Source organism: Lentibacter sp. (assembly GCF_029254145.1).
Lineage (GTDB): Bacteria > Pseudomonadota > Alphaproteobacteria > Rhodobacterales > Rhodobacteraceae > Lentibacter.
Genome location: NZ_JAQWYD010000012.1, coordinates 1 through 12,878, shown reverse-complemented (window position 1 = coordinate 12,878; position 12,878 = coordinate 1). Strand labels below are relative to the sequence as shown.

The 12,878-nt window shown below is 57.0% G+C and carries 14 protein-coding genes and 1 pseudogene; 14 read left to right on the top strand and 1 reads right to left on the bottom strand.

The features are described from left to right. From P8O11_RS01500 to P8O11_RS01485, 4 genes and pseudogenes are all read left to right on the top strand, one after another. A pseudogene (locus P8O11_RS01500) lies at positions 1-320 on the top strand (S-methyl-5'-thioadenosine phosphorylase); the annotation flags it as partial. Beyond that, a complete protein-coding gene (locus tag P8O11_RS01495) occupies positions 317-979 on the top strand; it encodes a DUF2927 domain-containing protein (RefSeq protein ID WP_300290919.1) in 663 nt (220 codons plus the stop codon). The pseudogene P8O11_RS01500 and the gene P8O11_RS01495, both read left to right, overlap by 4 nt. A gap of 70 nt (positions 980-1,049) precedes the next feature. Then, positions 1,050-1,682: a LysE family translocator gene (locus P8O11_RS01490; protein ID WP_300290917.1), complete on the top strand. Its 633-nt coding sequence runs from the start codon at positions 1,050-1,052 to the stop codon at positions 1,680-1,682. 8 nt (positions 1,683-1,690) lie between these two features. Further along, positions 1,691-2,221, top strand: a complete 531-nt coding sequence (locus P8O11_RS01485) for an adenine phosphoribosyltransferase (protein ID WP_300290915.1) — start codon at positions 1,691-1,693, stop codon at positions 2,219-2,221. A gap of 3 nt (positions 2,222-2,224) precedes the next feature. Here P8O11_RS01485 and tldD read toward each other — a convergent pair whose 3' ends face one another. After that, entirely contained in the window at positions 2,225-3,646 is a 1,422-nt protein-coding gene (gene tldD / locus P8O11_RS01480) for a metalloprotease TldD (protein ID WP_300290913.1), read from the bottom strand. A gap of 194 nt (positions 3,647-3,840) precedes the next feature. On the opposite strand from tldD, the gene coxB reads away from it, so the two are divergent. The 10 genes from coxB to P8O11_RS01430 all read left to right on the top strand — a co-directional run bounded on the left by coxB (position 3,841) and on the right by P8O11_RS01430 (position 12,757). Next, on the top strand, positions 3,841-4,683 hold the full coding sequence (coxB, locus tag P8O11_RS01475) for a cytochrome c oxidase subunit II (protein WP_300290911.1): 843 nt from the start codon (positions 3,841-3,843) through the stop codon (positions 4,681-4,683). Between the two features lie 55 nt (positions 4,684-4,738). Continuing rightward, positions 4,739-5,692, top strand: a complete 954-nt coding sequence (gene cyoE, locus P8O11_RS01470) for a heme o synthase (RefSeq protein WP_300290909.1) — start codon at positions 4,739-4,741, stop codon at positions 5,690-5,692. After that, entirely contained in the window at positions 5,689-5,922 is a 234-nt protein-coding gene (locus P8O11_RS01465; protein ID WP_300290907.1) for a cytochrome C oxidase assembly protein, read from the top strand. The genes cyoE and P8O11_RS01465 overlap by 4 nt, the downstream gene beginning before the upstream one ends. Next, a complete protein-coding gene (locus P8O11_RS01460; RefSeq protein ID WP_300290905.1) occupies positions 5,922-6,497 on the top strand; it encodes a cytochrome c oxidase assembly protein in 576 nt (191 codons plus the stop codon). Before P8O11_RS01465 ends, P8O11_RS01460 begins: the two co-directional genes overlap by 1 nt. Before the next feature lie 28 nt (positions 6,498-6,525). Continuing rightward, complete coding sequence (locus P8O11_RS01455) at positions 6,526-7,326, top strand: cytochrome c oxidase subunit 3 (RefSeq protein ID WP_300290903.1); 801 nt, start codon at positions 6,526-6,528, stop codon at positions 7,324-7,326. Positions 7,327-7,431: 105 nt separating this feature from the next. Next, positions 7,432-8,106, top strand: coding sequence for an SURF1 family protein (locus P8O11_RS01450; RefSeq protein ID WP_300290900.1), 675 nt, complete (start codon positions 7,432-7,434; stop codon positions 8,104-8,106). Then, on the top strand, positions 8,103-9,491 hold the full coding sequence (gene thrC / locus P8O11_RS01445) for a threonine synthase (protein ID WP_300290898.1): 1,389 nt from the start codon (positions 8,103-8,105) through the stop codon (positions 9,489-9,491). The genes P8O11_RS01450 and thrC overlap by 4 nt, the downstream gene beginning before the upstream one ends. Continuing rightward, complete coding sequence (locus tag P8O11_RS01440; RefSeq protein WP_300290896.1) at positions 9,488-10,750, top strand: pitrilysin family protein; 1,263 nt, start codon at positions 9,488-9,490, stop codon at positions 10,748-10,750. Before thrC ends, P8O11_RS01440 begins: the two co-directional genes overlap by 4 nt. Then, complete coding sequence (locus tag P8O11_RS01435; RefSeq protein ID WP_300290894.1) at positions 10,750-11,337, top strand: GNAT family protein; 588 nt, start codon at positions 10,750-10,752, stop codon at positions 11,335-11,337. Before P8O11_RS01440 ends, P8O11_RS01435 begins: the two co-directional genes overlap by 1 nt. A 4-nt stretch (positions 11,338-11,341) precedes the next feature. Next, the gene (locus tag P8O11_RS01430) at positions 11,342-12,757 is read left to right on the top strand and encodes an FAD-binding oxidoreductase (protein WP_300290892.1); all 1,416 of its coding nucleotides are present in this window, start codon (positions 11,342-11,344) and stop codon (positions 12,755-12,757) included. The last annotated feature ends 121 nt before the right edge of the window (positions 12,758-12,878 follow it).

Genomic DNA, 12,878 nt, shown 5'->3' with positions numbered 1-12,878 from the left:
GCATGACCAATATGCCTGAAGCAAAGCTCGCACGCGAAGCCGAGCTTTGCTATGCCTCTGTCGCCATGATCACCGATTATGACAGCTGGCATCCCGAGCATGGCGAAGTTGATGTCACTGAAATCATTAAAACTTTGATGGGCAACGCCGAAAAAGGCCGCGCCCTGGTGTCTCGCCTCCCCGCCCTCCTCGGAGCCGCCCGCGAAGCCTGCCCACACGGTTGCGACCGCGCGCTTGAATACGCAATCCTGACCGCGCCAGACGTCCGTGACCCCGCGCTCATGGCCAAGCTCGACGCCGTTGCAGGCCGTATCCTATGAAGACCGCGCCGGCCTTTTTTCTGCTGGCCAGCGCCGCCCAAGCACAAGACAATATCGCGGTCCAAGGCCCGCTGTCGGACGCTGATTTTTACCGCCTCGTCGCCTGCGCCGCCCCGCCTGATCAGCCCTGCCAGAAGCCACTCGTGCGCTGGCAAGTGGAACGCCCCCACAGGCTCTGGGTCGCACCTCTTCCTCAAGCCTATCTCGGCGGCAAAGCCAAGCGCGCCGAGGCCGCCATTACCCTTGCAATCAAGGAACTAAACGACTCTGGCGCAGCTATTTCTCTCGCCAGAACCGACCTCAAAACAGTCGCCGATATACAGCTCTTTTTCCTCGATCAAGCGCGCGGCGAGCCGATCCAAGGCACGGGTCTTTCATGTGTCGACGGCGCGCGCATTGGCGGAGCAACAACCCGCATACAGGCGAACGTCGCCAAAGGCGAAATCCTCGCCGCCGCCATTGTAGTGTCCACAACACTTGGCATTGCTTCTTGCGAAGGAGTCATTCTCGAAGAGCTCACCCAAGCCCTCGGCCTCATGACCGATATCAAAAGCTCCGCTTACGTGGGCGCCTCGGTACTCTCCCAAGACGGCAACCGCGTGACCCGTTTGGGCGCGCAAGACAAGATCGCCCTCAAACAGCATTACCAGCCAAAATAAGTTGCGCACAGGCGTGCCCCTGCTAGGCTCGCACCGCACCGTTAAACTTTGTTAAGGTATTGCTGCCATCATGACATTCGAAACATGGATCGCTTTCATCATCGCCTCATCGGTGCTCCTAATGATCCCCGGCCCGACGATCCTTCTTGTGATGAGCTACGCCATTTCCAAGGGCCGCTCCGTCGCCATCGCCTCTGCAGCGGGCGTTGCTCTGGGCGATCTCGTTGCCATGTCGGCCTCGCTTGCAGGCCTTGGCGCGCTGGTTCTGGCCTCGGCCACAGCGTTCACAGCGCTCAAATGGGTCGGAGCGATCTATCTGATTTACTTGGGCGCAAAGCTTCTGCTGTCCGCAAAAGAAGAGAGCATCGCCCTCCCCGACGCGGCCCAAAGCGTCACGCCGCGCGGCGTGTTTGCCCACGCAGCCGCAGTCACAGCACTCAATCCCAAAAGCATCGCCTTTTTTATCGCCTTCGTGCCCCAGTTCATCCGCCACGAGGCGGCATTTCTGCCCCAAGTCAGTGTCCTAATCGCCACCTTCGTGACCCTTGCCACGCTCAATGCATTGGCCTATGCGCTCCTCGCGGATCGTCTCCGCAGCTTCTTTTCTGAGCCCAAGGCTCTTATTTGGATGACCCGAACAGGCGGCGCAACGCTTATCGCTATGGGCCTCTTCACCGCCACTCTCAAACGCACAAGCCCCTAAGGAACAACATGAAAACCGTCAAAGACTACATCCGCACCATTGTTGATTTCCCCCATGAGGGTATTCTCTTTCGCGATGTCACGACACTCTTTGCCGACCCGCGCGGGTTTCGCATGGCGATTGACCAGATGATGCACCCCTACGCAGGAATGCAGATCGACAAGGTTGTTGGCCTAGAGGCCCGCGGCTTTATTCTTGGCGGCGCAATCGCGCATCAGCTCTCCGTCGGCTTTGTCCCAGTCCGCAAAAAAGGCAAGCTCCCCGGCGCGGTAATCTCGGAAGAATATACCCTCGAATATGGCGAAGCGATTGTCGAAATTCATGATGATGCCATTCAAGCTGGCGAGAAAATTCTTGTGGTCGATGACCTTCTCGCCACAGGCGGCACAGCCGAAGCTGGTATCAAACTCATCGAGCGTTTGGGCGGCGAAATTATCAGCTGCGCCTTTGTTATCGACCTGCCCGAACTCGGCGGGCGCAAGCGCCTTGAAGCCATGGGAATGGACGTCATGGCTCTCTGCGCGTTTGACGGGCTCTAGATCCTACGTCGCAGAGCCACCCACTGTTAACCCACCAATCATAACAGTCGGCTGCCCCACCCCAACAGGAACCCACTGCCCCGCCTTGCCGCAGTTACCCATTCCCGGGTCGAGCGCCATGTCGTTGCCCAGCGCGCGGATGTTCTTGAGCGCTGTTGCTCCGTCGCCAATCAGCGTGGCGCCTTTCACAGGCTCCATGACTTTACCGTTTCTGACGCGGTAAGCCTCGGTGCAGGAGAACACAAACTTCCCATTGGTGATATCGACCTGCCCGCCGCCAAAGCCCACAGCCCATATGCCGTCCTTTAAGTCCGCAACGATGTCTTCGGGCGCAGCCTCACCCCCCATCATATAGGTGTTTGTCATCCGTGGCATTGGCGCGTGCTGAAAGCTCTCGCGACGTCCGTTGCCTGTGGGCTCAACGCCCATCAAACGTGCGTTCTGTCGGTCCTGCATATAGCCGACCAAAACACCGTCTTCGATCAGTGTGTTCTTGGCAGATGGCGTGCCTTCATCGTCAATCGTGATTGACCCGCGCCGATTAGGAATGGTGCCATCATCGAGCACAGTCACGCCTTTCGCGGCGATCTGCTGCCCCATGAGCCCCGCAAATGCAGAGCTGCCCTTGCGATTAAAGTCACCCTCAAGTCCGTGGCCAATCGCTTCATGCAGCAAGATACCGGGCCACCCCGGCCCAAGAACGATATCCATCTGCCCGGCAGGCGCAGGCACCGCCTCCAGATTGACAAGCGCAATCCGAAGTGCCTCTCGTGCATTGGCCTGCCAATTGCTTGGCTCCAAAAGCCCCGTCAGCCCTACACGCCCACCGCCGCCCGCAGAGCCGCTTTCTCGCCGCCCGTCCTGTTCGACGATCACCCCAACATTCAGCCGTGTCATTGGCCGCACATCGGTGAGCCTTTGCCCACCGACTCGCAGGATTTCAACTTCTTGATACGTGGCAGACACAGAGGCCGTCACTTGCACCACCCGCGGATCGAGCGCGCGGGCATAGGCGTCGATCTCTTTCAAAATATCGAGTTTGGCAGAGAAACCCGCACTCTCGATCGGGTCAATCGCCTCATACAGCCGCGTGTTTGTGCCTTTCGGCCCCACCGCCATAGTGCCGCCTCCTGCACCTACGGCCAAACGCGCTGTCTCAACTGCGCGAGTCATTGCGGCTTCGCTAATTTCCGTCGAATGCGCGTAGCCAGCGACCTCACCAAGCACGGCGCGCATCCCAAAACCTTGAGATGTATCAAAACTAGCAGTCTTGACACGCCCATCATCCAAAACAAGCGCTTCAGACTTGGAACGCTCCAGAAAAAGCTCTCCATCCTCTGCCCCAGCGCAAGCTTTTTCCAGCAAATTAAGGGCCTTTCCCTCGTCTACTTCTGTCTCAAAAGGGCGAAACGGCGCGTTTGTCATGATTTTTCCTGTCTGGCTCGGGGCGTATTTTCTTGATCTAAATCAAAAAAGCGTCTCTTTGACGCAAGCGGCAATATTGTCTCTGAGCTCGGAATATGGTTTCAGATGCTCCAAGACGCAATGGGCCGAGACGTGAGTCTCTGCTTCATTTTTCTTTAAGACAAACAGAGATACTCAACCGATCAGGGTGAACCATGCGAATTCTTTCTTCTCTTCTGGCTATTATGACAGCCTTCTTTGCACTTCCGGCTATGGCGCAAGACGCGGTCGAGCGCGTCGGCAAGCCTGTGGACGGCGGGTTGAACTTCCAAGTCGCTGCAACAGACCACATGCGCGACATTATTTGGCTCGATACAGCCATCAACTGGATTATCCTCGCGATCTGCTTGTTTGTGATCGGTCTGGTCCTCTGGATCATCGTATTTCATAACCGCAAGGCAAACCCGACACCTGCTAGCTTCACACACAACACACCAATCGAGGTGATGTGGACTGTGGTGCCCGTGCTGATCCTTATCTTCATCGGCGCCTTCTCCCTTCCGATCCTCTTCAAACAGCAGATCATCCCTGAAGGCGAAGTGAACATCAAAGTGACAGGTTACCAGTGGTACTGGGGCTATGAGTACACAGACGAAGAGTTCGGCTTTGAAAGCTTCATGGTGGCTCGCGACGAGCTGGCCGACTACGGCTATTCCGACGACGAATACCTTCTCGCCACAGACACACGCATCGTCGTACCTGTCGACAAAGTTGTTGTTATGACAGTTACAGGCGCTGATGTGATCCACTCCTGGACCATCCCTGCATTCGGCGTAAAACAGGACGCCGTTCCTGGCCGCCTAGCGCAGCTCTGGTTTAAAGCAGAGAAAGAAGGCCTGTATTTCGGCCAGTGCTCAGAACTCTGCGGCAAAGACCACGCCTACATGCCCATCACAGTCGAAGTGGTAAGCCAAGAGGCATACGATGCCTGGCTTGTCGGCGCGAAAGAAGAGTACGCTGGCGTAGCGGCTCCACTGACAGTGGCCTCGGCTGACTAAGTCCTAAAAGGGGCGGCATGCTGCCCCTTTTCCTCACCTGATCCAGAGAGATGGCATGAGCGATATTTCAACAAACACACGCGTAGAGAGCCGTTCGGACACGGGCGAAGCAGGCTTTGGCGATTACTTCGCCTTGCTCAAGCCACGCGTGATGTCACTCGTTGTGTTTACAGCACTGGTGGGACTGCTCGCCGCGCCAGTGCCTGTTCACCCGCTCCTTGCTTTTGCCGCGATCCTCTTTGTTGCCATTGGTGGTGGCGCATCAGGCGCTTTGAACATGTGGTATGATGCCGATATCGATCGCATTATGCGCCGCACTCAAAGCCGCCCCATTCCCGCTGGAAAAATCTCTGAGAGCGAAACGTTTGCTTTCGGCATGTTTCTCTCGGTCTTTGCTGTAATCATGCTAGCCCTCGCCAGCAACCTTGTGGCAGCAGGGCTTTTGGCTTTCACGATCTTCTTCTATGTCGTTGTCTACACCATGTGGCTCAAGCGCTGGACCCCTCAAAACATCGTTATCGGTGGCGCGGCTGGTGCCTTCCCTCCGATGATTGGCTGGGCCGTCGCCACCGGCGGCGTCAGCATCGAGAGCGTTCTGATGTTTACTCTGATTTTCATGTGGACGCCGCCCCATTTTTGGGCGCTGGCCCTGTTTATGAAGTCTGACTACCGTGACGCTGGTGTCCCTATGCTCACCGTCACACATGGCCGCAAAACCACACGCGCGAACATCATCGTCTACACAATCCTACTCGCGCCGATCGCAGTGGGAACAGGCTTCACAAGCATTGGCGGCCCCGTTTACATGGCGACTGCTCTGGTGCTCAATGTGATCTTCCTCAAAGGGGCGTGGGATATCTGGCGCCGTGAAGAGACCACTGCCGAGGCCGATGAATACAAAACAGAGAAGCGCTTCTTTGCCTTCTCGATTTTCTATCTTTTTGCTCATTTCGTTGCCATTCTGGTGGAAAAGGGCCTTGCACCTTACGGTCTTGGAGGCTGGACATGAGCAATAGCGTACCCCGCGTCGAGCACGAAATTCATAGCCGTCGCCGCAGCCGCAACGTCGGCCTCGGAATTGTGCTTGGCTCATTCGTCCTTCTCATCATGAGTATGACCTATGTAAAGCTTACCGCTCAAAACGCGGCGATGGCCGAAGAACACGCCAAAAAACAAGCGGCCGAAGCCGCAGCAGTAGGGACAGCCACATCGACTTCTTCACAGGAGAAAAGTGACTGATGGCACTCGAAGGTAAAAACAAAACACTCGCCCAAACCGTGAGCGTTGTCGTACTCATGGGTGCGCTCGCTTGGGCCTCGGTTCCGTTTTATGACTGGTTCTGCCGCGTGACAGGCTTTGGTGGCGTCACAAATACCGCCCAAACTGGCTCGGACGTCATCCTCGATCAAACAATCAAAATTCGCTTTGACGCCTCAATAGAACGCGACTTTCCATGGACATTCACGCCCATGCAGCGCGAAATGGAAGTGCGCATCGGCGAAACAGGCCTCGCATTTTATGAGGCCCACAACCCGACTGACCGCCCCGTTGCTGGCTCTGCAGCCTATAACGTAACGCCCTACGAAGCTGGCGGCTTCTTTACCAAGATTGACTGCTTCTGCTTCGAAGAACAGGTACTTCAGCCTGGCGAGCGAGTGCAAATGCCTGTGACCTTCTTTGTTGATCCAGAGATTGTCACAGACCGCGAAGGACAGTATGTCCATACCATCACTTTGGGCTATACTTTCTACGAAATAGACCTGCCAGAAGCGCAAGCTTCACTTGAGGCAGGCATAAAAACGAACCTAAACTAATCACATCTAGCCTCAGGCGAGGGACACCATGGCGCACGAAAAAAATCACGACTATCACATTCTACCCCCTTCAGCATGGCCGCTGCTCGGCGCTCTTGCATGCTTTGTGCTGCTCTTCGGATCTGTACTCTACTTCCACGATGTAACGTCCTTCGTTATGATCGCTGGCTTCCTCTTCACCTTCTACGTCATGTACGGCTGGTGGGCTGAGGTTGTTCACGAAAGCAACACTGGCGACCACACGCCTGTTGTCCAAATCGGCCTGCGCTACGGAGTTGTCCTTTTCATCATGTCTGAAGTCATGTTCTTCGCTGCATGGTTCTGGAGCTTCTTCAAACACGCTCTCTACCCAATGGGCCCCGAAAGCCCGATGGTTGACGGACAGTTTCCACCCGCTGGCATCGAAACCTTCGATCCATGGCACCTGCCGCTTATCAATACGCTGATCCTGCTTTGCTCAGGCGCTGCCGCAACATGGGCACACCATGCTATGGCGCACGAGAACAACCGCCAGGATATGAAGTGGGGCCTCATCATTGCCGTCGCCCTCGGTATTCTTTTCACCGGGTTCCAAGCCTACGAGTACAGCCACGCTGCTTTCGGTTTTGCTGGAAACATCTACGGTGCAAACTTCTTCATGGCGACAGGCTTCCACGGCTTCCACGTTGTGATCGGTACGATCTTCCTCGCCGTTTGTCTCTTCCGCCTTCAGGCAGGTCACTTCACACCCGAAAGACATGTCGGCTTTGAAGCCGCGGCTTGGTACTGGCACTTTGTTGATGTGGTCTGGCTCTTCCTCTTCGCCAGCATCTACATGTGGGGCCAATAAGGCCCAGCGCTTTTCGCCTATACTCATCAGAAGCGCCCCGTATTCACGGGGCGTTTCGCGTTTGAGCCCTTGCACCTTGCCCCCCTCTCACCCTACTTCTTCCCTATGAAACAAAACTGGCCTTTTCTTCTTCTATCCGTGCTCGCGCTGATCCTGCTCGTGAGCCTTGGCAACTGGCAAGTCTTACGCAAAACAGAGAAGGCCGCCTATATCGCCGCCATCGATGCGCGCATCGCGGCTGCACCTGTGGCACTCCCCACCGCGCCCGATGCAGCAGCAGATCAGTTCCTTTCAGTCCGCGTCACTGGCGCATTTACTGGTTCAGAAGTCCGCGTGCTCGTTTCAACTCGTGATTACGGCGCTGGTTACCGCATCATTCAGGCTTTCGAAGCCAACGGCCGCCGCCTTCTAATTGACCGTGGCTATGTCTTATCCTCCGCCAAAGACACTCCCCGCCCTGCGGGCGCCGCCTCTATCGAAGGCAATCTTCACTGGCCGAATGAGCGTGATAAATACACCCCAGAAAATGATGTGGCCGGCAACATATGGTATGCCCGAGATGTCCCCACTCTTGCCCAGGCACTTGGCACGGAAGAACTGCTGCTCGTCGCCCGTGAAGAAGCGCCTAAACCCGCTCAAATCCTACCGCTTCCCCTCGACACAAGCACGATCCCAAACCGCCATTTAGAATACATCATCACATGGTATGGATTGGCCGCCGTTTGGGTGCTAATGACCGCCTACTTTCTCAAACGCCGACATGCGAAAGCGAAGCTATGAAATATATCTCGACCCGTGGCCAAGCGCCTGAACTCTCTTTTGAAGATGCGATGCTCACTGGCCTCGCCCGCGACGGTGGTTTGTACCTGCCTGACGAAATTCCGACCCTCTCCAAGACAGAGATCGCAGCACTTTCGGGACTCTCTTATGAGGAAACGGCCTTTGCCATCATGCGGCCATACATCGGCGAGACATTCACAGACACCGAATTCAAAGAGCTGATCGCCAAAGCTTACGCTGGCTTCGGCCACGCCGCCCGCGCGCCTCTGGTACAGCTCGGCTCAGGGCACTTCCTGCTCGAGCTTTTTCACGGTCCTACGCTCGCCTTCAAAGACTTCGCCATGCAGATCATTGGCCAGATGTTCCAAGCCGCTCTTGAGCGCTCGGGCAAGCGCATCACAATCGTCGGGGCTACCTCTGGCGACACAGGCTCCGCCGCCATTGAGGCGTTCCGTGGCCTTTCCAACGTCGATGTGTTTATCCTCTACCCTCACGGCCGCGTCTCAGAAGTGCAGCGCCGCCAGATGACCACGCCATCTGAAAGCAACGTACACGCGCTCGCCATGACGGGTGACTTTGACGACTGCCAAGCGCGCGTCAAAGATATGTTCAACGATTTTGACTTCCGTGATGGCGTTTCCCTCGCAGGTGTCAACTCGATCAACTGGGGCCGCGTTCTTGCGCAGGTCGTTTACTACTTCTCCTCCGCCGTGTCCCTCGGCGCGCCGCATCGCCGCGTGAGCTTCACTGTCCCCACAGGCAACTTCGGTGACATCTTTGCTGGCTATATCGCCAAGCGCATGGGCCTGCCGATTGATCGCCTCGTCGTGGCAACGAACCAGAACGATATCCTACACCGCTGCCTATCGACTGCAGAGTATCGCCCCGATGGCGTCACCCCCTCGATCAGCCCGTCGATGGACATTCAGGTCAGCTCCAATTTCGAGCGCGCACTGTTTGAAGCTTACGCACGCGATGCAGCCCCTGTGGCGCAACTGATGGATGAGCTGAAGCAATCAGGCTTCTCCGTCAGCCAAGGCGCACTACAGGCCCTGCGCGAGAGCTATAACAGCGGCAATTGCTCCGAGGCCGAAACCAGCGCAACCATCACGCGTACGCTGAAAGAAACAGGCGAGCTTCTCTGCCCACACTCCGCCATCGGCGTCAAAGTCGCCGAAGAGCACCTCGCGCCTGACACGCCGATGATCACTCTGGCCACAGCGCATCCGGCGAAGTTCCCCGATGCGGTCGAAGCGGCCACAGGCATCCGCCCGCCGCTTCCACCTCGGATGAGTGATCTCTTCGAGCGCGAAGAGCGCGTCACCCGCGTCGAGAACGATCTCGCCGCAATTCAAACCCTTATCAAAGAACGGATCGCGCATTGAGCATCCAGACGCACACTCTCTCTAACGGCTTTCGCATTGTGACCGAGCATATGCCAGGCCTTCAGTCCGCTTCTGTAGGCATCTGGATCACCGCAGGCGCACGCAACGAGACGCTTGCGCAAAACGGCATTGCACACTTCCTGGAGCACATGGCCTTCAAAGGCACAAAGACCCGCTCCGCGCTCGATATCGCTGAAGAGATCGAAAATGTTGGCGGCTATATCAATGCCTACACGAGCCGAGAAACAACGGCCTATTACGCCCGTGTCCTTGCAGACGATGTACCGCTCGCCGTAGATGTGATCGGCGATATCCTCGTGAACCCTGTTTTTGACCCCCGCGAAATCGAGATAGAACGTGGCGTGATCCTACAAGAAATCGGTCAGGCGCTTGATACGCCTGATGATGTGATCTTTGACTGGCTTCAAGAAGAAGCCTATCCTGATCAGGCCCTTGGCCGCACAATCCTTGGGCCAAGCGAGCGCATCAAAGCCTTCTCACGCGACAATCTCAAAGACTTCGTCGGCCAATACTACGGCCCTGAAAACATGATTCTGTCCGCCGCAGGTGGGATCGACCACGATGCGCTTGTCAAACAAGCCGAGGCGTTGTTTTCAGCTATGCCTCGTGGCAATGCTCCAAAAGAGACACCCGCGGTGTTTGCAGGAGGCGAACGCCGCGTTGTCAAAGACCTTGAGCAAGCACATGTCGCCTTGGGCTTTGAAGGTCCGACCTATCGCGACGATGCGATTTTCACAGCACAGATCTACGCCTCGGCGCTCGGTGGCGGAATGTCCTCACGCCTCTTTCAAGAGATCCGCGAAAAGCGTGGCCTCTGCTATACCATCTTCGCCTCCGCAGGCGCTCATGCCGACACAGGTATGATGACAATCTACGCGGGAACCTCAGGCGAGCAAGTCGGCGAACTGGCCGAAATCACTCTGGCCGAGATGGCGCGAGCCGCAGACGATATGTCAGACGCCGAAGTCGATCGCGCCCGAGCGCAAATGAAGGCAGGGATGCTGATGGGCCTTGAAAGCCCATCCAACCGCGCCGAACGCCTCGCACGGATGACACAGATTTGGGGCCGCGTGCCAGATCTCGACGAAGTCGTGAAAAAGATCGACGCCGTTACCCGCCAGAGCGTGCGCGACTTTGGCGCCGAAATGGCCACATCAGCCAAGACCGCCGCTGCGCTTTATGGCCCAGTCGACGGTGCACCAGAGCTTGGCGCACTCTTGCAGAAACGGGCCGCCTGATGCTCATGAGGGCGCGCAAAAAACTGAGGCTCGAGACAGAGCGCCTCACATTGCGCGCGCCCATCCACTCTGACTTTCACAGCTGGTCTGCACTGCGCCATGACTCCGAAGCCTATCTCACACCTTGGGAGCCGAGCTGGAACATCGACCACCTCTCGCGCCGCGCCTTTACCAACCGTGTCTACTGGGCGCAGCGTTCCATGTCTGGTGATACTGCGCTCCCCCTTTTCATCTTTCGTCGCGCTGATCAGCAACTCGTTGGCGCAATCACAATAGACAATATCCGCCGTGGGCCCGCCCAAGCCGCCACAGTCGGCTACTGGACAGGACAGAGCTTTGCCCGCCAAGGCTTTATGCGCGAAGCGCTCACAGCGGTCGTACATCATGCTTTTCATGTGATGTACCTGAGCCGTATCGAAGCCGCTTGTCTTCCGGAAAATACCCCGTCGCGCGGCCTGCTTGAGCGCTCGGGCTTCAAATATGAAGGCGTCGCGCAAAGTTATCTTCAAATCAACGGTCGCTGGCGCAACCATGTGCTCTATGCCGCCCTGCGGATGGACCGCCGCGGCAAGACCGATATAGGCTAGCGCCATGATCACAAACCTTACACATGACTTGCTGACAAAGCTGGAAGCGCTCCTCCCCGAAGGCACACTTCGCGAGGCCTCGCCACGCTACCTTGAGGAGCCGCGTGCCAAATGGCAGGGCGTCGCCGCCGCCGTCGCCGCACCCAAAACAGTAGAAGATGTCAGCACAATCCTACGCTTTGCGACAGCGCACCGCATCGCGCTTATCCCCTATGGCGGTGGGACAGGCCTCGTTGGCGGGCAAGTGACATCAACTGGTGCGCCACTCCTCCTCTCACTCGAGCGCATGAATGCTGTCCGCGAAGTGCACCCCTCCGAGAATGTCATTGTCGTCGAGGCAGGCTGCACGCTCCAAGCCGTGCAAGACGCAGCAGAGCAAGCAAACCGCCTCTTCCCCCTCTCCATCGGTTCCAAAGGTACCGCTCAGATAGGAGGCAACCTCGCCACGAATGCAGGTGGCATAAACGTTCTGCGCTACGGCAATACCCGAGATCTGGCCTTGGGCCTTGAAGCTGTTATGCCAGACGGCAGCGTATGGCACGGACTGACGCGCCTGCGTAAAGACAACACTGGTTATGACCTACGCAACCTGCTGATCGGTTCAGAAGGCACACTCGGCGTCATCACAGCGGCCGCGCTCAAGCTCTTTCCGCGCCCAGCCCAAACCGGCACGGCGCTTTTTGCTGTAAGGAGCCCCGAGGCCGCCCTCAAACTGCTCACTCGCTTACGCGACATTGCAGGCGAAAGCATCAGCGCCTTTGAGCTTCTGCATCGCCAAGGGCTTGAGTTCGCTGCCGAAACAATGCCAGATCAGCGCCTCCCCTGGCCCGACCCACCCGAATGGATGGTGCTCACGGAGCTGGGCCTCGCACGCGGACCAACCCCTCAGGCGCTATTTGAAGAGCTCTTCGAAGTCGCTCTGGAAGAGGGCCTGGCTGACGACGGCATCATCGCCCAAAGCGAAGGCCAATCGGGTGAGCTCTGGGGCCTGCGCGAGGCGATCCCGATCGCCAACAAAAATATTGGCGGCATCTCAAGCCATGACATTTCGCTACCGCTCAGCGCGATTGCCGACTTTATTCCTCGGGCCACAGGCGCACTTGCTGCGCATGGCGACTATCGGATCAACTGCTTTGGGCACCTTGGTGACGGCAATCTGCATTTCAATGTCTACCCCCCAAAAGGCGCGCAGCGCGGCGCTTACAAAGAGACGGCAAGCGCTATCCAAGACATTGTGCACGATATCACGGTCGAAATGGGCGGCTCGTTCTCCGCCGAGCACGGCCTTGGGCGCCTCAAAGCTGCTGATCTCGAGCGCTACGGCGATCCCACCAAACTCGCAGCCATGCACAGTATCAAATCAGCTCTTGATCCACAGGGGATTATGAACCCTGGCGCTGTGCTTTTGACTAAAAATTGAAGCGATTCAGGAGCTGTTAACCATCCCAAGGTAATGATGATTCTGTAAGAGAACGGAGTCATGATGCCTGAAGGTTTACATCCTTCCACTCACCCCCCACTCCCACCCACCATGGAAGACG